The organism is Microcoleus sp. BR0-C5, from assembly GCF_036705045.1.
Lineage (GTDB): Bacteria > Cyanobacteriota > Cyanobacteriia > Cyanobacteriales > Microcoleaceae > Microcoleus.
The window spans coordinates 1-24,307 of sequence record NZ_JAUBTR010000011.1 but is presented as its reverse complement, the minus strand read 5'-3'; the positions used below and the strand labels follow the sequence as shown (position 1 = coordinate 24,307).

17 protein-coding genes are annotated in these 24,307 nt (G+C 46.5%); 5 read left to right on the top strand and 12 right to left on the bottom strand.

All coding sequences use genetic code 11. From position 1 onward, the window contains the following. Positions 1 to 780, top strand: a 780-nt coding sequence (locus tag QUB08_RS07495) for a DALR anticodon-binding domain-containing protein (protein WP_333224159.1), incomplete at its 5' end; no start/stop codon positions are given. Between the two features lie 221 nt (positions 781 to 1,001). Here QUB08_RS07495 and QUB08_RS07490 read toward each other — a convergent pair. The 5 genes from QUB08_RS07490 to QUB08_RS07470 form a co-directional block, all read right to left on the bottom strand. After that, a complete protein-coding gene (locus tag QUB08_RS07490; RefSeq protein ID WP_333224158.1) occupies positions 1,002 to 1,205 on the bottom strand; it encodes a DUF4079 family protein in 204 nt (67 codons plus the stop codon). Between the two features lie 50 nt (positions 1,206 to 1,255). After that, positions 1,256 to 2,416: an ATP-binding protein gene (locus QUB08_RS07485; RefSeq protein ID WP_333224157.1), complete on the bottom strand. Its 1,161-nt coding sequence runs from the start codon at positions 2,414 to 2,416 to the stop codon at positions 1,256 to 1,258. Next, positions 2,413 to 2,784, bottom strand: a complete 372-nt coding sequence (locus QUB08_RS07480) for a response regulator (RefSeq protein WP_333224156.1) — start codon at positions 2,782 to 2,784, stop codon at positions 2,413 to 2,415. The genes QUB08_RS07485 and QUB08_RS07480 overlap by 4 nt, the downstream gene beginning before the upstream one ends. A gap of 702 nt (positions 2,785 to 3,486) precedes the next feature. After that, positions 3,487 to 4,659, bottom strand: a complete 1,173-nt coding sequence (locus QUB08_RS07475; protein ID WP_333224155.1) for a transposase — start codon at positions 4,657 to 4,659, stop codon at positions 3,487 to 3,489. A 163-nt stretch (positions 4,660 to 4,822) separates the two neighbouring features. Then, positions 4,823 to 6,286, bottom strand: a complete 1,464-nt coding sequence (locus QUB08_RS07470) for an ATPase domain-containing protein (RefSeq protein WP_333224154.1) — start codon at positions 6,284 to 6,286, stop codon at positions 4,823 to 4,825. A gap of 97 nt (positions 6,287 to 6,383) precedes the next feature. Here QUB08_RS07470 and QUB08_RS07465 point away from each other — a divergent pair, with 97 nt between their 5' ends. Next, positions 6,384 to 7,727, top strand: a complete 1,344-nt coding sequence (locus QUB08_RS07465; protein ID WP_333224153.1) for an FAD-binding oxidoreductase — start codon at positions 6,384 to 6,386, stop codon at positions 7,725 to 7,727. Positions 7,728 to 8,065: 338 nt separating this feature from the next. Continuing rightward, entirely contained in the window at positions 8,066 to 9,475 is a 1,410-nt protein-coding gene (locus QUB08_RS07460; RefSeq protein WP_333224152.1) for a heterodisulfide reductase-related iron-sulfur binding cluster, read from the top strand. Between the two features lie 282 nt (positions 9,476 to 9,757). Here the strand turns inward: QUB08_RS07460 and QUB08_RS07455 are convergent, their stop codons facing one another. Further along, positions 9,758 to 11,986 (bottom strand): hypothetical protein, encoded by a 2,229-nt coding sequence (locus QUB08_RS07455; protein ID WP_333224151.1) that lies wholly within the window; start codon positions 11,984 to 11,986, stop codon positions 9,758 to 9,760. Positions 11,987 to 12,688: 702 nt separating this feature from the next. On the opposite strand from QUB08_RS07455, the gene QUB08_RS07450 reads away from it, so the two are divergent. Next, on the top strand, positions 12,689 to 13,204 hold the full coding sequence (locus QUB08_RS07450) for a phycobiliprotein lyase (protein ID WP_333224150.1): 516 nt from the start codon (positions 12,689 to 12,691) through the stop codon (positions 13,202 to 13,204). A gap of 25 nt (positions 13,205 to 13,229) precedes the next feature. Here the strand turns inward: QUB08_RS07450 and QUB08_RS07445 are convergent, their stop codons facing one another. The 4 genes from QUB08_RS07445 to QUB08_RS07430 all read right to left on the bottom strand — a co-directional run bounded on the left by QUB08_RS07445 (position 13,230) and on the right by QUB08_RS07430 (position 19,265). Beyond that, entirely contained in the window at positions 13,230 to 14,126 is an 897-nt protein-coding gene (locus tag QUB08_RS07445) for a hypothetical protein (protein WP_333224149.1), read from the bottom strand. Positions 14,127 to 14,131: 5 nt separating this feature from the next. Further along, complete coding sequence (locus QUB08_RS07440) at positions 14,132 to 16,660, bottom strand: DUF3769 domain-containing protein (RefSeq protein WP_333224148.1); 2,529 nt, start codon at positions 16,658 to 16,660, stop codon at positions 14,132 to 14,134. 301 nt (positions 16,661 to 16,961) lie between these two features. Then, entirely contained in the window at positions 16,962 to 17,078 is a 117-nt protein-coding gene (locus QUB08_RS07435) for a photosystem II reaction center protein I (protein ID WP_039887172.1), read from the bottom strand. A 78-nt stretch (positions 17,079 to 17,156) separates the two neighbouring features. Further along, the gene (locus QUB08_RS07430; protein ID WP_333224147.1) at positions 17,157 to 19,265 is read right to left on the bottom strand and encodes a hypothetical protein; all 2,109 of its coding nucleotides are present in this window, start codon (positions 19,263 to 19,265) and stop codon (positions 17,157 to 17,159) included. Positions 19,266 to 19,306: 41 nt separating this feature from the next. Between QUB08_RS07430 and QUB08_RS07425 the strand changes: the two genes are divergently transcribed. Continuing rightward, positions 19,307 to 23,302 (top strand): alpha-mannosidase, encoded by a 3,996-nt coding sequence (locus tag QUB08_RS07425; RefSeq protein ID WP_333224146.1) that lies wholly within the window; start codon positions 19,307 to 19,309, stop codon positions 23,300 to 23,302. A gap of 15 nt (positions 23,303 to 23,317) precedes the next feature. Here the strand turns inward: QUB08_RS07425 and QUB08_RS07420 are convergent, their stop codons facing one another. Together QUB08_RS07420 and QUB08_RS07415 are read right to left on the bottom strand one after the other, a co-directional pair. Further along, the gene (locus QUB08_RS07420) at positions 23,318 to 23,851 is read right to left on the bottom strand and encodes a cytochrome b (protein WP_333224145.1); all 534 of its coding nucleotides are present in this window, start codon (positions 23,849 to 23,851) and stop codon (positions 23,318 to 23,320) included. Positions 23,852 to 24,036: 185 nt separating this feature from the next. After that, positions 24,037 to 24,228 carry a hypothetical protein gene (locus QUB08_RS07415; protein WP_333224144.1) on the bottom strand — a complete coding sequence of 64 codons (192 nt, stop codon included), beginning with the start codon at positions 24,226 to 24,228 and terminating at the stop codon, positions 24,037 to 24,039. Positions 24,229 to 24,307 lie beyond the last annotated feature (79 nt).

The window sequence follows — 24,307 nt, the reverse complement described above, 5'->3', positions numbered from 1 at the left end:
CCTAAACAAGTAATTGAGAATGGTGCAATATTTCCGTTAAATCGGAGTAAAGATAGCGCGCGGGTGCTGTACGTGTCTGCGATCGCCCTGAAATTGGCTAAAACTTGGCAGCAGACACCGCAGACAATCGCGGCACAGTTGGCAGAAACACTCGAACCGCTGTGCTACCCAGATTTCGTGGTTAAAGTCGCGCCGGCTGGAATTATCGAGATGGAGTTGACTGATGTAGGTTTAGCCGTCTGGTTGCAACGTTTAGCTCAAACGAACCTCCCAGTTCCAGAATCTAAAATATTATCTTCTGTTGTGTCAGCCGATCGACTGTTTCCCATTCAGTACAGCCACGCGCGCTGCTGTTCCCTGCTGCGAATGGCCCACCGCGATCGGATAATTGCGATCGCGCAGCCCGATGTCGCTACAGCGCCGGAAATTTGGTCGCTGGCGAGTCCAAATCCTATCCCTTGGATTGACGAGGGCGATCGACTGCGGTTAGTGCATCCAGCAGAACGCCGTTTAATATCCCAACTGTTAACAGTGCTAGACAATTTATATCCTACTTTTGACTTGAAAAACCGCGAACAACCTGTAAATTATTTCAAATTAGCCAATAGTTTGAGCGAAGCATTTCAGATTTTTTACAGCCAGTGTCGAATTTGGGGAGAAGTTAAAATAGAACAGCCAAAACTCGCCCAAGCTCGATTAGGTTTAATATTAGCAACTCAATCTTTGCTGCGATTTATCCTAGAATACTTATTGAACGCTCTTGCTCCTTTAGAACTTTGAATTAGTCAAAACAAAAAAGCAATAAGCAACAGGGAATAGCTGAGTTTACTGTATTTTTTGCGCTAGTTTCGGACAAGTTTTATTTGGACAATCGCACTGATATACAAATCCGGTAGCATCGGAATTATGAGTGTGCGAGCGTCCCCGCTCGCGGCGTGGCTCGCGAGCGGGGACGCTCGCACTGACATTATCCAAATATATTATTCCGATGCTACCGGAAACTATATCAAAGAAATTTCCAACAAATCGCGATAACCCGTAACTATTTGACCGAGAAATAGCAACAGGGCGATGCAGTTTAAAACAGTGGAAATTTTCCACCAAGGGTGCGATCGAGCCTGATAAATGTCCGGCGTAATTGCCAACAAACCAACCATCAACAAGTGCAGCGATGCCATAAAAATGAGAAACCAGCGATTTATCATCCCTGCCAAAAATCCCGTCTTTAAATCCTAATATAATTCCTGCATCTAGTTTAAGGTGTTGCAGGCGAGATTTGCTTTTTTTCAGGTTTTGCGATCGGCAGCGTTACTGTAAATGTACTGCCGACGCCTTCTTCACTGGTCAAAGTAATTTCGCCACCCTGCAAGTCCACGCATTTTTTAACAATGCTCAGCCCCAGTCCAGTACCGGGAATTCTACCGACATTTTTAGCCCGGTAAAATGAATCAAATAACCGTTGTTGGTCGGCGACAGGTATGCCAATTCCTGCATCCTGTACAGAAAAAATAGCCTCGCTTTCAGTAAGTTTTAATTCAAAGATTACTTCGCTATTTGGGGGAGAATACTTAATAGCATTGGACAGCAAATTGCCCAGAATTCGCCGGAGCAAGCTGACCTCCAAACACGCCATTGCGGATTGATGGTGATTGACAAAAATCAGCGTCACCCGATCATTTTCAGGTTTCAACTTCAGACTGCTATGAAATTCCGCTACCAACTCATTACAAAACTTTGCTAAGTCTATCGGTAGCAAGGAAAACCCGGTTTTTCCTGACTCAACACGCCCCAGCAGCAGAACATCATCTAATAACAAATCTATGCCTTTTGCGGCTGCTTGAGTTTTGTCTAGAAGTTCTTGTGTTTTCTCCTCTGTTAATGTTAACTTGTACTTGCTAAGAAGTTGTGTAGTGCCGATGATGAAATTCAAAGGATTGCGAACGTCGTGGGCAATCATGTACAGCAAAGATGTTTTCATCTCGTTGAGTTCCTGGGCTGTTTGCAGAGTGCGATCGAGTTGGTCGTGAGACAATTTGAGAGTTAAAGACAACTGGCGCGATCGCAGCAAAATCTCCACCCGCGCTTGCAATTCTATCTTCTCGATCGGAGCGATAATCAAATCGTCAATACTTTGCCAAATAAATTGCGTTGCCATCCCTACATCCGAGCGGGATGTAATCAAAAGAAAAGGCAAGCATACCGGGTGTTCTGCCTGTTTTTGGGCTGCTACCCATTGCCAGTGGCGTTTCAGGGCAAGACCATCAATTATAGCCAGGTCAAAAGATTGATTAAATGGTAAAAAATCATCACTATTTTCTGTTGAGTTTGGCAGCAATACCTCATAGTAAACTGCTAGCCATTCTAATAACAGGCGGCGATTTTCTTTCTGTTCGACAAGCAATAAAATTTGACTCACGCAGGTTCTCCTAGCAAGCTGTGCACAATTCCCAGCAAATCTCTAACGATTAAAGGTTTTACCAACATATTCCGAGCCCCGTGGCAGAGGCTTTCGTGCTGAATAGCAGCGCTTTGTTTGGGCGAGAGTATCAGAAAAGGGATTTGGTGATTTCGCAGTTTTTCGCAGCATTCCCAAATCCGGCGGTCGAAACCAGAAATATCTACTAAAGCCATACCGATTTTAGCAGGCTGACTGATAGCTTGTGCAACATCTTCAAAGCTATAAGCCGCGATCATCTGGTATCCTTCTTTGTTAAGAAATTGTGCTAATAGTTCCAAGTTTCGCTGATTGCGGTCTACGGCTAAAATTATTGAGTTTCCAGTCATTTATCAGCTTCCTCTGAAGACGGGTTATAGAATTTTAGATTTTAGATTTTAGATTTTAGATTTTAGAATGGGGAGTGACCGATCATATAGCGCTCCTAAATCATTTGTGAATTTCTTACTCCCGAACCGCGAGTTCGGGGAGGGTTGGGGTGGGCTAAAAAATTTACGACTCCTGCAAGAATTGCTATATATAGCAATCCTAAATGATTCTACTCGTTACCAGGCTCTGCCTGGTAACGCAGATCCGGAGGCTCTGCCTCGATGTTCGCGCGAGGCAGAGCAAGAGTGATATTGATTCCCAGACAGAGCCTGGAAGTTATTGAAACTGATGCGAGGATTGCTATATGGGTTGGGAGGTTGCCTAAAGTGGGATTCTTTTTTTTATCTGGTATTAGCTTACGTTTTGGCGAGCCATTACATCGGTTTTCAGTTGAGTGAAGTACAGAGGCACGGGGTACAGGACACGGCAAGAGTGCCCAGTGCCTCTACTGTATTTCCTAGAATTGAAAACTGCTATAAAAGCCTAAAAATACACAATTTTACCAATATATTTAAGTTGTCCAGGACTTAGGCTAGTGGTGAGGTGCGCGGTGCGCGCACTAATGCTAGTGGTGAGGTGCGCGCACCGCGCACCCTACTGATTATTGACACTCCTCAGCCTAAAGGCATGAGGATTCTTGCGTCACAGGGATTCCAACGAATTTACTTGCAGGCAAGCATCTTGACCGTATGCCCTACGGCTGCAAGTCCTCTGATAAGAACTACTTGTGCGGCTGCTACATCCCTATCAGTTGTATAGCCACAATCTGAACAAACATGAGTACGTTCTGAAAGCTCTTTCTTACCTGTCACAACACCACAACTGGGACAAATTTGGCTTGTCTTACGGCTATCTACTTTTTGGAAATAGACATCGCGCTTGAAACAAGTTTGATTGAGGATGTTGAAGAACTGACCAAATCCAGCATCTAAACAATGCTTACCTAGCATTCCTCTAGATAACCCAACGAGGTTTAAGTCCTCAACAAAAATCATCCCCACATTGTCACAAAGTTGATGAGATAGGTTCCGATGCCAGTCTTTACGACAGTTAGCGACGTACTCATGTAACAGAGCAACTTTCCTTTGGGCTTTCTTCCAATTGTTCGAGCCTAATCGTTTTCTGCTGACGCGCTGTTGCAGCAATTTAAGCTTGCGTTTGGCATCTATAAAAAACCTCGGACGCTTAATCAAAAGTCCATTAGAAGTTGCGACAAAACTTGTTAATCCTACATCTATCCCTACTGCGCCCCCGTGTGGCATAACCATTGGTATATCTACATACCACTGAATTGTGAGCATAACATACCATCCAGAAACACGCTTAACTACACGCGCCTGTTTAATTATTCCACCATCAGGAATATCCCGCGACTGGCGCACTTTAACTGCGCCAATAACAGGTAATTTCACCACGCCATTAGATAACGGGTTTTGTCCTAACTGTGGGAAAGAGAAAGACCTCATATGCCCAGGATTTTTAAACCTTGGAAATCCATGATTCTGTTCCCACATGGACACAAAAGCCTTCTCAAGCCGTTTAAGTGTTTGCTGCAAGGACTGAGCATTAACACGTTTTAAATACTCATTGTCTTTACGTACAGCAGTTAAAGACTTGCACTGGCTAGCAAATGTTGGACGTGGTGCATCAGCAGGAATGATGTATTCATATTTAAGTGAACAAGCATTAACCTGACAACTACGAGACTTATACCAATCTTTCCGTTCCGCTAAAGCATAGTTATAAACTCGCCTATGAGTTTCTAACCATTCTTCAAATAATGCTGACTGGCTTTGTGTTGGTTTCAGTTTAAATTCGTAAGTCAGGTTAAACACTTTTATCACCCCCTAACTACATTATATATTGTTGTCTATCTTTCGTGTTGCCGTTTGATAAAGTCGCCCTAGAAGGGCGAGGCTCTGACCCCAGAATTTTCGGTAGATTCACGACTGCCTTCATTAGCTGCAATTGCCCAAAAACAGCACGACAAACCGCCATTCAATCTTCATCGGGTTGGGCCTCAATCCACACCGGCGCCGAACTCAAAATGCCGCGCAGCCCCCGTATCGGTTTGCTGACTTTGATGCCGTAGCGAGTAATATCAAGTTCTCGCAGAGTTCTCTCGAAATTGCTGACTCGTTTTTTAATTACTCCGATCGCCTTGCGGATTTCAGTCCTATTATGCAATTGGCGTTCCAGATAACGTATAAACAGAAGATTATCCGCCAAATAGCTAATCCCGATCTCGGTCAGCCGAAAATCTCCGCTAATGGCTTCTACCTCATTAATCAAGATAACGGTGACTCCCATATTCTTTAGATACTTACACAAAGCGTGCAAATTGTTCACCAAATCTTGCCCCTGCATCGAAAGCTGATAGCCAGAAATACTGTCAAGCATCACAATCCGGGTCTTTTCCTGCTCCACCTCCTGGCGTACCATACAGGCAAACTGATCCGGCGAGTATAGCAAAGGTTCCACGGGTATCACCGAAAGACTTCCTTGCCCAATCATCGCCCCAACCGGGATGTTAACTGATTCGCAGCGGCGCAGCAGAGTAGAACTTGACTCCTCAAAAATGTAAACTACCGATCGCTCCCCCCTTCCTGCAGCTTCCTTCATAAACTGAATCCCCACCGTAGTTTTACCAACGCCGCTAGGCCCGCTAATCACCGTGACAGTCCCCCGTTCCAGTCCCCCGTGCAGCAGTTCGTCCATTTCTGGAACCCCAGAAGAAATTGCTTCCGCAACAAAATCCTGTTGAAAGTTGTCCGGCAGCAGTCGCGGAAATACCTCCATACCAGCCTGAGTCAGGCGCAGCGAATGGCGGCCGCTGCGGAAGTTGGACCCTCGCAGCTTGGTGACAGACAGGGCGCGTCCTTCAGGCCGCAGTTCCAAGTAAATTACTCCGTCGCTGATGAATTGCAAATCGTCATCGGGAGAACTTGAAGTGCCTTCGGAGGTGAACACCACCGTCGCCCCCCCTTCCACCAAAAACCGCAGAAAAGACAAAACTTGCTTGCGAAACTGAAACTCATCCGCAGCTAAGTAGCGAAATTGAGTGATTGCGTCCAAAAACACCCGTTGTGGCTTGACAGCTTGGACTCGTTCGATAATCTTTTGTGTAGTCGGTTCTCGCTCCACCTCCGAGGGCGAGAAAATGTCATAAGTCTGAACTTCTGTAAAAAATTCTGAGGATGGGCTCAAATCGAGGAACGCCATCGCTTCAATATCAAAACCGAGAGTTTTGGCATTGGCGCGCAATTGCGCTTCCGGCTCTCCTAAAGTAATAAACAGGGGCGTTTCTCCCAAAGCCACACCTGCTGCCAAAAAGTGAAAACCCAGTGTAGTCTTGCCAGTACCCGGGCCGCCGCGCACCAGATAAGAGCGTTGAGAAATTAGGCCGCCGCCAATCACTTCGTTGAGACCGGTAATTCCCAGAGAAATTCGGTTTTGAGACATTTGTTTGTTCATGTTTTGAATATCGGGCCCGTATTAATATTTAATGGTTTTAGGCAGTGTTTTGATGATTTTTTTTACCGGGCGTCTGATAACCTTCATGAAATCTTTTTCTACCGAAAATCACGTTAGCACACAAGAATTAGAAAGTATTGTCGGCACTGCTGGCATCTGTCTGCGACAGTACACAGAGGTATTTTGGCAAGAACGATTAGAAAAAGCAGTTGCCCCGGGCACGAAAATAGATTGTACCGTTTACCCCAATACTCAGGAAGAACTGGCAGCGGTGATTGAAGCTGCTCGGAACAATCGGTGGGGGGTATTGCCGACGGGAAGCGGCAGCAAACTCGATTGGGGGGGTTTAGTTAAATTAGACCCCGCCAACCCCCCTGGGGCAGAGGGGATCGTGGCCGTGAGCACCGGGCGTCTGAACCGGCTTGTAGAACACGCTGTGGGCGATTTAACCGTGACTGCGGAAGCGGGAATGAAGTTTGCCGATTTGCAACAAATTTTAGCCGCAGCAGGTCAATTTTTGCCGATCGATCCGGCGTATCCGCAACAGGCAACTTTGGGCGGCATTGTCGCTACTGCTGATGCGGGTTCCTTGCGGCATCGCTATCGCGGGGTTCGCGATTTGCTGTTGGGAATGACCTTTGTGCGATCGGACGGTAAAATTGCCGTAGCCGGGGGTCGAGTTGTTAAAAATGTAGCCGGCTACGACTTGATGAAACTGTTTACTGGTGCTTACGGCACATTGGGCGTCATTTCTCAAGTAACTTTCCGAGTTTATCCGCTGCCGGAATCATCGGGAACCGTAGTGCTGACAGGGGAAATTAATGCTTTGTCCCAAACGGCTCAAATCTTATTATCCTCTGCTTTGACACCAAGTGCAGTTGATTTGCTTTCACCTGAATTAGTCGCAAAATTAGGCTTAGGAAAGGGCACGGGATTAATCGTCAGATTTCAAAGTATCGCAGAAAGTGTTAAACAACAATCAGCCCGCTTGCTGGAAGTTGCCGAAAAGTTGGGTTTGCAAGGCACTAGCTGCTGCGAAAATGATGAGCATCAGTTATGGCAAAGATTGCCAGAAACAATGTGGGATTCTGGCACAAAGTCGGCAATTATTTGCAAAATAGGAATCAGACCGTCGGAAGCTGTAACGGCCATTAACGAATTGCCGGTACAGGACGCTTGGATTCATGCAGGCAGCGGTTTGGGGGTTTTGCGGTTTGAGAATGCGACTGCGGACACGTTGTTGCAGGTACGCAGAGGGTGCGAAGCCAAAGGCGGTTTTCTGACTGTTTTAGCAGCCCCGATCGATATCAAGCAACGGTTAGATGTTTGGGGCTATACTGGAAGTGCGATCGATTTAATGCGCCGGATCAAACAGCAGTTTGACCCGGAAAATCTTTTGAGTCCCCATCGTTTTATAAGCGGTATTTAGTTTAAACTTTGTAGTCAGGAGTTGGGTCTTTCTTGAATCCCGGTCTATGTCATTTGTGAACCAGATTTGTTTTTTAACGAACCGCGAAGGCGCGAAGACCGCGAAGAAAGAGAAAAGAAGAGAAGTTTTTGTTTGCTTGATGGATTTAGGCTTGCTAAGCATAGCAACCGCGCCTGACTGTTAGGAAGTTCTTTTCTTAATTGCTGAAATATAAGCAATCGATTGCTTCTGACTTCTTTGCTAGATAACTAAATCCTTTTTTCTTCTTCCTTCTTCCTGACATCCGTTACATCCGTTACAGAATCCGTTGCCGAACTTCCTTCTTCCTTCTTCCATATATGCAAACTTCAGAAAAATCTCCAGTTCCCAGCGACGATTTAAGACCAGCCAAAGAAAGCAACTTTCTAGCACAAAATCCCCACTTACAAACCCTCGAAATCCCAGGTTTCGACGCCAACAATCCGCCAGATCCGAAATTAATCGATACTTGCGTACACTGCGGCTTTTGTTTGTCAACTTGTCCGAGTTATCGCGTACTCGGCAAAGAAATGGATTCCCCCAGAGGCCGCATTTATTTAATGGATGCAATTAACGAAGGCGACGCACCTTTAAACGAAGCAACCTCACAGCATTTTGATACTTGTTTGGGCTGTTTGGCCTGCGTTACAACTTGCCCTTCTGGAGTACAATACGACAAGTTAATTTCCGCCACTCGCCACCAAGTTACTAGAAATCAGGAACGCACTTTTTCCGACAATGTAATTCGCACTCTGATTTTTAATCTCTTCCCTTATCCTCACAGATTGCGGCCTTTGCTTGTACCCCTGTTTATCTATCAAAAATTAGGACTGCCAAAACTTGTCCGCAAAACAGGTTTGCTGAAAAAAGTCTTTCCCCGCTTGGCGGCGATGGAATCAATTTTGCCGAAAGTTACTGTCGATTCTTTCCGGGATAATTTACCAGAGGTAATTCCGGCACAAGGAGAGAAACGCTATCGAGTCGGCGTGATTTTAGGCTGCGTGCAGCGGCTGTTATTTTCGCCCGTTAATGAGGCTACTGTGCGTGTTTTGACGGCTAACGGTTGCGAGGTTGTGGTTCCTAAAAGTCAGGGATGCTGTGCTGCTTTGCCGGAACACCAAGGCCAAGCGGAACAGGCTAAAGCCTTGGCGAGACAAATGATTGATAGCTTTGAAAATACTGGCGTTGATTTTGTGATTATCAACGCTGCTGGGTGCGGCCATACTTTGAAAGAATACGGTCACATTTTAGCAGATGACCCGCAATATCGGGATAAAGCTGAGAAATTTGCTGCTAATGTTAAGGACGTGCAAGAGTTTTTGGCAAGTGCAGGAATTACGGCAAAACTCAATCCTTTGATTGACGGAGATTTGACAATTGTGTATCAGGATGCTTGTCATTTGTTGCACGGCCAAAAGATTAGTTTGCAGCCGCGTCAGTTGTTGCAACAAATTCCGGGGGTGAAGTTAAAAGAACCTGTGGATGCGGCTTTGTGCTGCGGGAGTGCGGGGGTTTACAATATGCTTCAGCCGGAGGTTGCTGATGAATTGGGAGTGCAAAAGGTGGAGAATTTGCTGAATACTGGGGCGGAGTTGATTGCTTCTTCTAATCCGGGTTGTTCTTTGCAAATTAAGAAGCATTTGGAGTTGCAGGGAAAGGAAGTTACTTTGATGCACCCAATTGAGCTTTTGGATTATTCGATTCGCGGGGTGAAGTTGCTGAGGAAGTAGTTTTGTAGGGCGGGTGGTGTCCGCCATGTTTTGGATGCGCTGAGGGTGAATGAGATTTTTTTTAAGAGATTTCTTGCATTCATCCCAAAAAAATCAGGAAATTATCTGCGTTTATCTGTGTTTATCTGCCTTACATCTGCGGTTAATTTATCTATCTAAAATAGACTTGAGTTGCATAAATATTTGATTGATGGGTTAACCGCAGATTTTAAGCAGATAAACACAGATAGACGCAGATAATTTAATAATTGAAAGTGATTGAGTGCAACTCAAGTCTAATGACTAATTCCCCTCTTCTAACTTCAAAAAATGCACCTGTCCCGAAGCTTCCGCCACTAAGATTGTCACCCCATCAGGTGCAATAGCGCAAGCTTTCAAAACACTATCTCCGCTGAAACTAGCAATTACTTCTCGACTTAACAAATCCCAAACTTTGAGAGTATTATCGTCCGAAACAGAAATTGCCTTTGTTCCCATAGTCGCCACCGATGTTACCGCATCTGCATGACCTGCCAAAGTAAAAACTTCTTTTCTACTTGACAAATCCCAAACTTTCAAATTGTGTTCCCGCCCTCCTGAAATCGCCCATTTGCCATCTGCCGTAACTGCCACAGCATTGACAAAACTCTCATGACCTTTAAGAGTGAAAAGTAGATGTTTGACGGCTAAATTCCAGAAATTTGCCAAAATATTCTTTTCTTTCCCCAAACTCCAAACTTTTAGAGTTTGGTCGCCGGAAGCCGAAATAACCCGCTTGCTGTCGGGAGTAACTGCCACAGCTTTTATCCCGTCCTCATGACCTGCAAAAGTCAAAAGTTCCTCTCCTGTTTCTAAACTCCAAACTTTAATAGTTTTGTCTCCAGAACCGGAAATCGCCATCGTTCCGTCTGCCGTCACTGCCACAGAATTTACCCAGTCTGTATGACCACTGAAAGTAAATATTTCCTTTCCAGTTTCTAGATTCCAAACTTTCACAGTTTTGTCGCCGGAACCCGAAACTACTCGCTTGCTATCCGGTGTAATTGCGATCGCTTTTACCCAATCTTGATGCCCCGAAATAGTAAAAATTTCCTGTCCGTTTTTGAGATTCCAGACTTTAATGCTGTTGTCTCCTGAACCGGAAATCGCTTTCGTACCGTCTGCCGTCACTGCTACAGCATTTACCCAGTCATTGTGACCTGCAAATGATAAATTTTCTTTGCCTGTTTCTAAATGCCAAACTTTGAGAGTTTTGTCTGAGGAACCAGAAACTATCCACTGGCCGTCGGGGGTAACAGCCACAGCATTCACTGGGGCGATGTGATTGGTAAAAATGAAAAGTTCTTCTTTTGTTTCCAGATTCCAAACTTTCAGCGTTTTGTCGCCGGCAGCTGAAATTACTCGTTTGCCGTCGGGACTGACTGCCACAGCTTGAACGAAACTGCCGTGTTTTCCTAAAGTAAAAAGTTGCTTTCTTTCTGACAAACTCCAGACTTGAACTGTTCCGTCGTAACTGCCGGAAATTATTTGTTCGCCGTCGGGAGTAACTGCTACACTTTTTACCCAGTCTCCATGACCTGTGAGAGTAAAAAGTTCTTTTCCGGTTTCTAGGTTCCAGACTTTAATGCTGTTGTCTCCAGACCCAGAAATCAACCGTTTGCTATCAGGAGTTACTGCTACCGACTGGACAAAACTGCTGTGACCTTTGAAGTTGAAAATTACTTCCCTGCTTGTCAAATCCCAAACTTTAATACTGCCATCCCAAGAACCTGAAATTACTAGCTTGCCGTCGGGAGTTACTGCTACTGCTTCTACGGCAAAAGTATCGCCTGCAAAGGTAAATATTTCTTGTCCTGTTTCTAAATCCCAAATTTTAATCGTATTGTCCCAAGAACCGGAAATTACTTTAGTGCCGTCGGGGCTGACAGCTACAGCATTGACGTAGGTAAGATGACCTTTGAGGGTGGAAAGTTCTTCTCCTGTTTCTAAGTGCCAAATTTTAAGAGTGTGGTCGGAGGACGCAGAAATTGCCCGCTTGCCGTCGGGGGTGATTGCTACACCTTGTACCCAGTCTGTATGTCCGGTGAGGGTACGCAGCAATCTCCCGCCGGGAGGGGTAAAGCTGGGCGTTAGCGGTCGCAGCCACGGGGTTTTTTGTTGTTGTGTCTGTGCTAGCAGGGCTTGAATTTCTGGACTTTCAAAGCGCATCAAGCGGGCTATTAGTTGGGTGGCTAGTTGGCTTTTATCTGTGGCTAGAATGTGGGCTGACAGCCGAATTGCTTCTTGGATTAATTTGAGTTGGTCGGCTTTTTGGTCTGAAATAATATCGGGATTTGTTGCTAAATCGTAATCTTCTATTAGGGCCTGTACTCCCGATGCTGACAGCTTGGCTTTAATAAAATTGTAATCTGTTAGTAAGCTGTATAATTTTTCGGAGTCTGAAGTCGCTGCTAGCTGACTGGGCACGATTCCCAGGTAGTGCGTCTGTTCTGCGGGCTGCATTTTATCCAGCCCTTGTTTAAACTCGGTCATAAATTTACGGATGTGTTCTTTAAATGTATGCGATCCCTAGCTGCACCCTACCGAAAAGCCGATCGACAATCTTTTCTCTTAGACTTAGCATGACATATTTGAATGCTATGTGCTACGGGCTTGCTGTCCTCGGTTTGGTAATGGTTGGAAGAATTGCTGGTTTTTTAGTCGGAGTCTGCTTTGAGAATTTTCAAGCAGTGCGCTTATAATAAATCGCCGTCAATATAATTCAACTCAGCAACGCCCAATTTACCGATCGACAAAAGCTTAGATATATCGTTGCTTTTCTTAACATAGCTGGTATTTGGGCGATGATGGTCGATCGATAAACACTCTCAAGCTAAAAATTTTCAGGTATCGCAATCCTATTTCAAGTGCGAAAAAGACTTTTTATAACGAAATATGATGGCGGATGCTCTAATTTTCTGTCAAGTCGGCCGCATCAGCGAGGCAGATGTCCCCCTGGTTGGGTTTCGTACCTCAACGGCCTCTGCAATCTGTTTCACCCAAAGCTCTCAGAAAGCTTTGCAGGTGCGCCCCCTTCCTCTAAAATATAGAAAAGGACTTGCACTCTTAAACCGGGTTTCTAGACAAAATCATTGGTTTGACCGCTAGGTACGTAGTCAGAAACCCAGTTTCTGACTCCATAGCGCGCAAGTCACGATCGCAAATAAAGCAGTATTGACTTTAGAGACAAATTTCATGGATGTTATCGAGTTTTTCGAGTTAAGTGCAGGTAAATGGTTTTCTCAGCGTACCGTACACAATCTCAATTCTGGGGAATTGCAGGCAGGTAAATCCGACCTCAAAATAGAAATACTGACAGCTAGCGATGCAGCAGTGGTCAAACTTTGCCAACAACACTCGATTAACCCGGCTTCAACTAAGCTAACCAGCGTTCGGATTAGTTGGGACGGTATTCCTGATCGCGACAAAGCTAAACAAATTGGTTCTACAATACTAGCGATCGTACCAAATCCCGACAATCCAAGCGTTGGCAAAGTGTTGCAAGACAAGGGTAACAGCCGCTACGTGATGGGCGACGACGTACTGACATTGATTACAGAATCAGACACCCTCCATGCCGAAGAAAGGCTGTGGTATCTCATGCCCAACCTGCGGCTGCGGACTAGCGTTGTTAAGCAAGCTAACGGTACCGAACAAGCATCTTTTTGTTCGGAAATTCGGATGGGAGTAAGTGCCCCAAGTGAAAAGTGAAAAATAACTATCTAGTTCCCCAAGTTTACAGTCTATTTCTGCTTTCTCCCTTCTTTCTTCGGCCTTCTCGGGCAACGGCTTTTAACTTGGTATGAAAATCAGTGTGTTTGACAACTGGGAATGATTTGGCTACAGGTTTGTCAGCTAATTTGTGCTCAGCTTCGGCTCGATCGGCTAGGGCGGTAACAGCCACATCTTCATATACTACAAATTCTGTATTTTCTTTTGTACGATCGTCCGCTGTAGGTAATTTTCCTGTTTCCTCTGCCTCTGTGTTTGGGACTTCTGCATGAAGCGCCACATCAAGTTGCGCCTCTGAGGGCCCATGCAAATCTAACTCTGCAGCAGTTACTTCCGATTCCTGGTTCGATAAAAGTATATCTTCCGGTGACAGTTGAGCAGCACTTTCCCCGGTTAAATTTTGAGGAAAATTATTGCATACCAGGCGTTCAAACTCGCGATTGAAATGATAGAGAGGTTGACCTATCCGATGCCACATACTCAATAGCTGTCCCACAGAAACAGCCTTGTAGCGGCCTTGATAAAGCGCTTCAACCACTGCTAAACGCAGCCAATAGCCGGGATACTTGGTCAGCCATTCACCCGCCAATTTCTCGGCTTTTTTGCCACCTAGGTCAAAACCGTAGTGAACCAGCAGAGCCGCTGCTTGTGCAGATATTGCGGTCACTTCTGTCATGTGTTGTCTGTTGACTGTTGACTGTTGACTGTTGACTGTTGACTGTTGACTGTTTTCTGTTGACTGTTTTCTGTTGACTGTTGACTGTTGACTGTTTTCTGTTGACTGTTGACTGTTTTCTGTTTTCTGTTTTCTGTTTTCTGTTGACTGTTTTCTGTTGGTTCCCAATTCCCAATTACCAATTACCAATTCCCCATGCCCAATGACCAATGCCCAATTAGCCAATTGAATTAATCGGATAAACGCACTCCTCCTTCTACAGTTCGCGCGTCCCCGGAAAAAGGTTGGGGAGTCCCATTCCAGTTGAAGTCGCTAATTCTAAAAGTCAGGCTGCCGACTTGACGCTCAGGATTAAAACGCAAAATGATTGCGTAGCTACGGCGACTGTATTCTAAAGTGTAATTCGTACTGATTGTTTCCCCGCTTTCTAAATTAATAGCACTTTGAAATCCAACTCGAAAGCCTCCGTAAACTTGCTGGACAAGCCCAAAAGACAGGACTCTCAAATCTACTAAGCGATCGAATAAAAACGGGGATATACCGTCCCGTCCCACCTGGGTATAAGTCACGTTAAACCCAGTGTAATCGAGGAAAGGGCGGGAGAAATGACCGAACTGCCCTTGAATGCCGACGCTGGGGGCGATCGAATTTTGTCGATCGCCACTGCTGTAATAAGTACCAACTCCTCGGAGTCCCAAAGCCAGTTGCAAGAAAGGAACCACCGGCGTCCGCGTATACCTCAAACCCTGGGTGGGAGTGCGGGGTAGCGGTTCGCCCTCCCACAGGTTGAAGCCGCGGCTCAAGGCAAAGCTGACTTGGGAACGGCCCAGATCGACGCGGTTGTTTTCCCGCACTGGTTCGAGCAAGTCGGCTCGATCGGTGTCAGCATTGATAAATTGAAACCCAGCTTGGTAGCTGAGATTGATGCCCGTGCTTCCGAGTTGGATGACTGGGGAAGTGAGGACTGCGCCGAGACTGCTCTGCACGGTTTGATAGCCCAGAGAACCGTTAAACAGTCGATCGCGATAACTGTATTCTGCAGCCAGAGAGTGAGTGCCGATCAACTGTCGGAGGCGCAAATTGCCCCGAAAGCTGTTTTCCGGCAAATTCGGGAAATCTTCCAAACTCAGAAATATTGCCGATCCGTCCAGGCTGGTGCGCGGGCCGAGACTAGCGCGTAACCTCGCTTTCAGCCCGTAGCTATCGGGAGAAAACGGATTACCGCCGTGCTTTTCCACAACCCGCTGCAGGTAAATTTGGGGTGTCAGGGTCAGCCGCACCGGCCCGTTTTGCAACACCTCAAAACCGCACTCGGCATACAAACCGCCGCGGTCGCCTCCGTCGTAGCCAAAGGTCAAACACGGGCCGTTTTGCTGCCGGCTGTCAAACACTTGCCTGCGGGGATACACGGGTATTTTCACGCGGTTGTCGAACACCAAGCGGGGTTTAGTTGTGACCAATTCCTCAGCCGTGGGCGAAATCCTTCTAATCGTCGCCCTCCGGGCCCTGTATTCAAATTCCGGCGGGGAAAACGGGTCGTTAGTAAGCCGAATGTTGGTTGCTACCCTCGCGCCGTCTGGCAGGAGTTCGATGCGTTCTGCTTCAAAGCGGACGCGGTTGACGGCACCAGTAACTTGGGGGGCTGCTAGCTGTCCGCCGCCGCCGATAGTCACTGTAGCAGCGCCGGGGGATTTGACTCCGCGCAGGGGCTGCTGGCTGGTAATTCGATCGCTCAGCGGCTGTTCGAGAATTGTCCCTGCACTGATATCCGTCGGCAGTGTGGGGGTCAATTCGCTACCTGCTGCAGGCAGGAAAATTTCGCCCCTTGCTTGTTCGACGGCCCCGCTGTTGAGGCCGAGATTGAACTCCATCCGCTGGCCGCGCACTACTTGTTGGCCGCGGGTATAGGCGACATTGCCGGATGCTACCACTTGGCGGGTGACTAAGTTGACGATCGCCCGATCGGCATCAATCACTGTTTGCCGGAACCGCACCACGACATTACCAACCGCCGTGACAATTTGCTGCTTATCGTCGAATTCTTGGCTGTCAGCCTTAACTTCGATAGTATCGGCCGGAGTGACCGGAAAAGGCACCGTCCGCCCAGAAGGGGCGGTGCGGACTCCCGGCGCGGCTGGTTTAGGTTTCGGTCTCGGCGCGGGGGGGGTTCTGGGTGCGGGGGCGGTTCCTGGTGCGGGAATGTCGAACTCCTGTTGCCCGCTGGGTGCTGGTTCTAGCGCGGGTTCGGGAACGGGAATTTCTGCAGGTTGGGGAGAGTTATCTTCTAACTGCCGGCCTTGGGCCTGATACCAACTTTCCTGCTTTCCGGCAAGATTTCTCTCCTGTTTTCTCTGGGCCTCTGCGGTTCGTTCCCGATTCCGAATGGCAATGGCATTTTCTACCGAACCCAATTGGTAAGCTGTAAACGAGGAATCTTTCCGAGTTTCCGCAGTTTCGGGTTCTTCGACAGGGGGCTGCCCCTGAAATCCCACCACTGCCTCGCCACTTTCGACTTCCGCTAGGGGGTCGGCGATTTCTGGAGGCTGGTCGGTGGCTGGCGTAGTGCCCTGGAGTGTGGCTGCGGGTTCTGCTTGGGCTGGTGTGGGTTCTGGCTGAACGATATCTGGGCTTGGTTCCGGTATTTCTGCGGGGTTGCTGCGGGTGTCTCCATCGCCGGCCGCGACAGTGAGGGCGACTTTTTTTGGCTTTGCGATGTAGATGATGCCAGGGGGTTCTGGCGGCGGTACCGGATAGGGCATAGTTACAACAGGTAAGTCATCCGATTTTAGATTTTAGATTTTAGATTTTAGATTTTATAGGGTGCAAATTATTGAAAATTTTTGCATCTAAAAGGCAACTGTTTAGACATTAATCTGACATCTAAAATTTGCAGTGGCTTTGGCGGGTCGAAAGATGGCTGATTTGAGAACTTGCTTTCGCCACAAGATAACCTCGCTGCTGGTGCGAGGTCAAGTTTTGTTCGATTAATTTTTGCGAGTTGGCGGGCTAGCTGGGGGGCTGCGGTGGCGTAACCCCCAGCCAGCGGGCGGGATAACTTGTTTATTCCATGTCTCTGCGGTTGGGGTTCCGGGCTGGGTCATTGGACAAAAATCCAAATATGAACAGGGAAACAAAAAATAAAACAACTACATTAACTACGATTTTGAGGGTTAGCACTGTGGGAGTCTCCAAAGATGGCCTAATACTGAGCTGATTTGCTGCTGTTGCCGCAACTTTTTTATCATAAGCTAAAGATTAGTCAATTTTATCTTTGCTTTTGAGGATTTTGGGCAAGTTGATTTTTGCCCAATTCCAGAGTTGCTCGGCGATGTTTTCTAGCTGCAGCATAACTCGATCGAGCCATTCGAGCACTTGTTCTAGCGGGTGCTTAATGTATCCCATCGATTCTGCTTTTGTTTCTAAGTATTCGCCCTCGGGTTGGACGCCTGCGCTGTGATTTTTGGGTTCGGCTGCGGCGGGGGTTGGGGCGGTGTATCTGCGGGTTTGCGCGGTGATTGCTGCTGGGGATTGGCTGTTTTGTCGGGTGTTCGGGTTTGTGTTTTTTGGCACTTGGGTTTCCGGCGCGCGCCCTGGGGTTGATTCTGCTGCGAGTGCAGAGCTATTTTTTTGAGTAACTGCTAAATCAGATAAATCAGATGCTGTTTGGGGTTGACTTTTTGGGCTTTTTGTGAGCAAGCTCTGTTTTAGCTGCCCCAGCAGGCGGTGAAGTGCTTCGGGGTAAGGGGAGATTGAGACTGCGGTCGATCGACCTTCGGGCAATTCTCCTACTTCTGCAATTTTCTGCTTGACTTTTGGGATAGCTTGTGATATTAGGCTTTGAGCTTTTGCCTCTGGTTCGGAACTTCCGTCGATTAAATGCTGCGGTGCTGCTTCCCCGAATAAGTCTTGCCAGTTCAGCCACGGTCGATCGACCTCTGGGCTATTTTGTGTGTTTTCTTGTTCTTGTCGCTGTTTTAAATAATACTGAATTGCGACTGATTTTTCCGTATTATCACTGGCGGCTGTTTCTTTGCCCAAAAGATGGTCTACTGACGACCAAATCATTTGTTCGATGTTTCGAGCGTATTTTTCGAGGATGTCACGGGCGGACAAATCTACATTAGCGTCTGTGCCGGCTGTATTAATTTTTACTCCGGGGGTCTCCGTTGGTGGGGCGGTTGTTTTTAGGGCTGGCGGCAGGGTTAATTCCTCGATGTTGACGGCGGCGCGATCAAGTAATGTAACAAAGGAGAGAGGAGTAGGGGGTCGATCGAACTTGCTGTTAAAATTAGTTTCTAGTTTTGGGGTATTGTGGTCGATCGAATTTGATGCCGCAATTGACTGCTGTGCGGTTTTTGCTTCGATCTGCGCGCGGGCTTTTTGGACTAGGATGGCATTGCGGTCGATCGATTTTTTAACTGCGAGGGTTGATTCTCCAAACTGATTTCTTTTCAGAGCAACCGGACTCGTCTGAAGCCATGCCATCAATTCCCAAAAACGACGCATCGGCGGTAACTGCGCTTTTTTGGCCGCCGAATCCAAACCGAGATTAAATTTTAATTCTTTTTGGGTAATTTCCCGTTGTTCGGGGCCGGTGTTGGCAACTTCCCAAGTTATGCGACCTTCGAGCATTTCCTGCTGTTCGGGTGTCAAAATATCTAATATCTGATTTTCTTTTCCCACTAATACTAAAGTGCGGGCTGGGATAAAACTGGCAATTCCCTCAACTTTCGGCTGGGGTTGTAATTTAGTTTTAGCCAGCGGGTGTTCTAAGACCGAAGTGGTTTGATGCTTTGCGGTTTGTCCGCTAAAATTGATTGCCGGAGGTAAATTGTTAGCAGTATTTCCCTGATTAATTAACAGCGGGAAGCTGGCTAAAGTTTTCGCGGTTTGCGACGAGGTTAGTAAATTTTCGGCGAGGTGCAAAATTTCGGCGATCGAACTTTCCTCGGAAACTTCCCCCTGATACCAATTTTGTGGCAAATCGGGATTTTCGTCACCGCCAAATTCTTGCAGTTCCGGTAAATCTATTTTTTGACTTGATTCCCGCAACTGTCGGCCCAGCATTCGGGAACTTTGCACCAGCAAATAAGCTGGATAAAGCAGAATTTGGGTGGCGGTGAGAGTTGCTTCTTTAATTTGACGCCAAGTTCGATCGCAATTGTCAGCGACTTGGCGGGACTGTTTCGATATAAAATTTAATAGTCGGCTTTGGTATGGGCCGTAGTAACCGTTGGACATAAGTTTAATTATTGAATTCAGGGAATTGCTAAATATTGCTGTAAAATCAAAGCGAGCTCTTAATCTCCGCTTCAAACCCTCTGAAACCTTTTTCTTCGCGTCCTTCGCGTCTTCGCGGTTCAATCCGATCTTTGATTCCTACACAAGTTTGATTTTAGCTAAAAATGAGCGCTTCTGTGTCACCTGCTAGCAACAATATTTCTGCCACTGTCGAAAAGTTGCGACGCCTCAGCCAAGTGGAGGTTCAGTCTGGTTGGAGGTACTGCGATGCTGACTCGGCTTTCTCTTCGGTAAATATTTGTAACAGCCCTGTTGCCGAACTTAACAGGAAAGGACATATTGCTTGGCCGTCTGGGAAGCAAGTTTTGTATTTGGGCCAGCAATTTGTAATTCCTGACAATTTGCACGGCTATCCTGTGGTTGGTTTGCGGTTGCTGCTGGGCTTGACTTGGTGGGCAGAAGATGCTCAAATTTTTGTCAACGGCGAGTTAGTCGGACGGGGAGATTTATTTGATTTTGCCGATCGAGTTTTGTTGAGTTCGTCGGCTAATCCCGGAGATGAATTTTTAGTAATTTTGCGGTTGGTAAGTCCGGGTCACGATAACGGTGCTTTAGTGCGATCGATTTGTTTGTACGAAGCTGCTGATTCTTCTTGTTTTGATCCGGGTTTTGTGGCGGCCGAATTAGAGATTTTGCAAAATTCGCTCACTCAAAATTTAGAAATTGAAAATTCCCAATACCTCCCCACCGAAATAATAGCAAATTCGCCCAGGTTTGTCAAGGGGGAAATGCTGAAATCTGAGATTGATTTGGCGCTTGGTTTGATTGATTGGTCTGCAGTGGGCGATCGCGAAAAGTTTGATCGCTCGCTGTCGGTTTTGCGGCACAATTTATTGGGATATCTGCGGGCTTTTTTGGGGGATTTAGATGAGGGAACCGCAGAGGCCACAGAGGCCGCAGAGGGAGGAAGAAGAGAGGAAGTTTCTCAGGTTGGAGAAAATAGCGATGCTACATCTATATATATAGGAGAACCTGGTGCTCTGACATCTTTTTCTGGGGATTTAGATGAGGGAACCGCAGAGGCCACAGAGGCCGCAGAGGGAGGAAGAAGAGAGGAAGTTTCTCAGGTTGGAGAAAATAGCGATGCTACATCTATATATATAGGAGAACCTGGTGCTCTGACATCTTTTTCTGGGGATTTAGATGTGGGAACCGCAGAGGCCACAGAGGCCGCAGAGGGAGGAAGAAGAGAGGAAGTTTCTCAGGTTGGAGAAAATAGCGATGCTACATCTATATATATAGGAGAACCTGGTGCTCTGACATCTTTTTCTGGGGATTTAGATGTGGGAACCGCAGAGGCCACAGAGGCCGCAGAGGGAGGAAGAAGAGAGGAAGTTTCTCAGGTTGGAGAAAATAGCGATGCTACATCTATATATATAGGAGAACCTGGTGCTCTGACATCTATATATACAGGTAAAATCTATTTGGTGGGTCACGCTCATTTAGACTTAGCTTGGCTGTGGCCTGTCCCGGAAACTTGGCAAGCGGCACAGCGAACTTTTGAGTCGGTATTGAAATTGCAATCGGAGTTTCCCGATTTGATTTTCTGTCATTCAACTCCGGCGCTTTTTGCTTGGATGGAAGAACATCGGCCGGACTTATTTGCTGCGATTAAAAAACAGGTGGCTGTCGGACGCTGGGAAGTTGTCGGCGGGATGTGGGTAGAACCGGATTTAAACTTGATTTCTGCTGAATCAATGGTGCGGCAAGTTTTTTATGGACAGCGTTACGCAAAAGAAAAATTTGGGGAATTGATGCGGGTGGCTTGGCTACCGGATACTTTCGGTTTTGGGTGGCAATTACCTCAGATTTTGCGGCAAGGCGGAGTTGACTATTTTGTGACGCAAAAGTTGCGTTGGAATGATACAACGGAATTTCCCTACGGTGCGTTTTGGTGGGAAGGGTTGGACGGTACTAAAATATTTAGTATGATGTCTTCTCCAATTGGTGAAAGCGTAGAATCTGTGAAAATGGCAAGTTATGCTTTTGACTGGCAAGTTAAGACTAGCTTGCAAGATGCTCTTTGGTTGCCTGGGGTTGGCGACCACGGCGGTGGCCCGACTCGTGATATGTTGGAGGTGGCGAAACGCTGGAAAATGTCGCCTTTTTTCCCAAGGTTGGAGTTTGCGAAAGCGGTTGATTATTTGTCTTTGATTGAGAGTCAGTTTTTACCGGCAGTTGCGGAAAGTTCGCAGGAAAGCGATGTGGCAAAATCGGACAATCAGGAGATTTTGCGGGCGCGAGAATTGTCAAACTTGTCGGCAATTTCGGATGCAAATCGTCCCATCTCACAACTCAAAGCTATTCCCCGCACTCTCCCTGTTTGGAAAGACGAACTTTATTTAGAATTCCACCGGGGTTGCTACACGACTCGCGCCGACCAAAAACGCCAAAACCGCCGCTGCGAAGAATTGCTCTACCAAGCGGAGTTGCTGTCTTCGCTGGCAACGATTTGTACTGGTGCGGTTTATCCGAAATCTGAGTTAGAATCAGCTTGGAAACAAATTTTGTTTAACCAGTTTCACGATATTTTGCCCGGTTCTGCGATCGCCCAAGTTTATGCGGATGCTAATCTAGCCTTTGCCGAGGTCGATCGCACTTGTCGCGAAATCCTGCTAAAATCTTTGGATGCCATCTCGGCTCAAATTTCTCTCTCTTCCCCTCCTAGGCCCGACGCTCAACCGATTTTGATTTTCAATACTCTCAATTGGTCGCGCTCTGAGGTTGTCGCTGTACCGCTTCCCGATGCCGCTGGTTCAGCTTGGCAAATTTACGACTTGTCCCGACGGCGACTGGCTTCGCAGATTGTCAGGGGCGATCGACCGCAATCGCACTCTACACTGTTATTTTGGGCAAATAATATCCCCGCCGTTGGCTACCAGGTGTTTTGGCTCTGTCACGAAGACGCTCAAACTGTGGATAATGCGTGCGCGAGTCCAGAAACCGAAAAAAAGACAGATTTATCAAAACTTACATACGGTATAGCACAAAAAAACACACCTTGTCAAGAAACGCATTTTGCAGCCGCAGAAATGGTTTTAGAAAATGAATTTATTCGGGCAACAGTAGACGGAAAAACCGGGGATTTATCCAGCATTTGGGATAAAGTAAATAACAGAGAAGTCCTGAATGCAGCAGGCGGCAATCAACTGCAAGCATTTCAAGACAGTGGTCAATATTGGGATGCTTGGAACATCGATCCAAATTATGAAAAACATCAATTACCCGCGCCGACACTCAAAGATATTTCTTGGGTAGAGGAGGGGGAATTGCGGCAGAGTTTGCGCGTAGTTAGACAAATTGGAAAATCGGACTTTTGCCAAGATTATATAGTAGAAATAGGTTCGCCACTGCTGAAAATCAAGACAGTTGCAGATTGGCAAGAACGTCACATTTTAGTAAAAGCAGCCTTTGGGTTAAATGTAGAAGCAGATTTTGCAACTTGCGAAATTCCCGGCGGTGCGATCGATCGCACAACCAAGCCGCAAACACCCGCCGAAAAAGCAAAATGGGAAGTGCCCATTTTGCGCTGGACTGATATCAGCAATGACGGTTTTGGAGTGAGTTTGCTCAACGATTGCAAATACGGTTGCGACCTTCAACCAAATCAAATTCGGCTGACATTGCTTCGGGGTTCAACTTGGCCGGATGAACAAGCAGATGTAGGAGTTTCCGAATTTACTTGTGCAGTCTATCCCCATGCTGGAAATTGGCAAGAAGCCGACACAGTTCGACAGGGGTACGAGTTGAATTTACCGCTGCTAGTAAAGGTGTTACCCAAGTTAGAGGAAAATGGCAACAAGACTCTGCCGACAGTTGGCAAGTTTTTGGATTTGTCCGCCGAAAATTTAGTGCTGATGGCTTTCAAACAATCGGAAGACGATTCTAATGTGTGGATTTTGCGGTGTTACGAGTGTCACGGTGAAGAGGCGAATTTGGAATTAAAGAGCGATTTGAATTTGGTGATTAGTCAGCCTGTCGATTTATTAGAACAACCCATAAATTTGCCCCAGAAGTCAGACGATGGGACAAGTTTCACAATATCACCGTGGAAAATAGCCAGTTTTGCAGTAAATTTATCATTACCAATTGAGATATAGTACCCCATCGCAAGTTTATCCAACCTTTTGAGACTTTGGAAACTTAGTGCTAACAAAATTTGTCAACCTGCGCCAATTAGCTCTCACAACTTTCTTCTGATCTAAAATATGCAAAATCGCGAAGGCTAAAAATGTGTACGCCAGCCAAAAATGCAAACTCCTTCCCACCTCAACCATTGCGGAATTCTGCGGAAACATATCCGGCAAAACAATTCCGAAAAATTTCACATTGTTACTTTTGTAAGAGTTAGAAAGTAAGAAACCCGCAACCGGAACTAGCCACATAAAAACGTACAAAGTTGCGTGCAGAGCAAAATTTTTGTACCATTCCTTCGTAAACTTGGGTAGGCGTTTCGTATATTTTTTCCACCATACGCGGAGCAGAGTTAAAATCCGCCAAGTCAGCAAAGCCATGGTCAGCACCCCTACGGATTTGTGAAAATCGAAAAGGGGGCCTCGAATAAACAATTCTCCCGGCAATCGAGCCAGAGACGTACCGCTAATAAACAGCACTAAATAGCAAGCTGACATCACCCAGTGTAAAGACATCAGTTGTTTGAACGCAGAATTAAGTCTGGGTTTCGCAGCGGGTTTTAGGGTACTCACTCTTTATTACCTCCTTAGCATTTGCTGCACAAGATTAAGTATAAACTATAGGACTAAAGCTCGTGGCCGATTGTGCATTATAAGATTTACTTAACTTAAGTATTATAAATATTTATTAAACAGTCAAATTAAATATATTCACGATCGTCATTCCGAGAAAAAAAAACGATCGTATTGGGGTCGATCGCCTCCCAAGCAGTTTTCAGGTCGAGTATCCCCAAAGTCACCACAAAAGCTGACCCGATAATTGCAACCGCCGCCCGGTTCACCCGCAGCCCCGGCCAATATCCCAAACCGAATCGGAAGTAGGTCAGTCCCAATACTAGAGAGGCAGTCCAGTAGAAGCAGTTGACAAACCAATATAATTATGCAGTTGCCTTTGTTTCGTTGATAAGTAGC

Coding starts and splice junctions, on each gene's coding strand:
- QUB08_RS07490 (WP_333224158.1), bottom strand. CDS start 1,205: ATGATAAATCGCTGGTTTCTCATTTTTATGGCATCGCTGCACTTGTTG.
- QUB08_RS07480 (WP_333224156.1), bottom strand. CDS start 2,784: ATGACTGGAAACTCAATAATTTTAGCCGTAGACCGCAATCAGCGAAAC.
- QUB08_RS07470 (WP_333224154.1), bottom strand. CDS start 6,286: ATGTCTCAAAACCGAATTTCTCTGGGAATTACCGGTCTCAACGAAGTG.
- QUB08_RS07465 (WP_333224153.1), top strand. CDS start 6,384: ATGAAATCTTTTTCTACCGAAAATCACGTTAGCACACAAGAATTAGAA.
- QUB08_RS07460 (WP_333224152.1), top strand. CDS start 8,066: ATGCAAACTTCAGAAAAATCTCCAGTTCCCAGCGACGATTTAAGACCA.
- QUB08_RS07455 (WP_333224151.1), bottom strand. CDS start 11,986: ATGACCGAGTTTAAACAAGGGCTGGATAAAATGCAGCCCGCAGAACAG.
- QUB08_RS07450 (WP_333224150.1), top strand. CDS start 12,689: ATGGATGTTATCGAGTTTTTCGAGTTAAGTGCAGGTAAATGGTTTTCT.
- QUB08_RS07440 (WP_333224148.1), bottom strand. CDS start 16,660: ATGCCCTATCCGGTACCGCCGCCAGAACCCCCTGGCATCATCTACATC.
- QUB08_RS07425 (WP_333224146.1), top strand. CDS start 19,307: ATGAGCGCTTCTGTGTCACCTGCTAGCAACAATATTTCTGCCACTGTC.
- QUB08_RS07420 (WP_333224145.1), bottom strand. CDS start 23,851: ATGTCTTTACACTGGGTGATGTCAGCTTGCTATTTAGTGCTGTTTATT.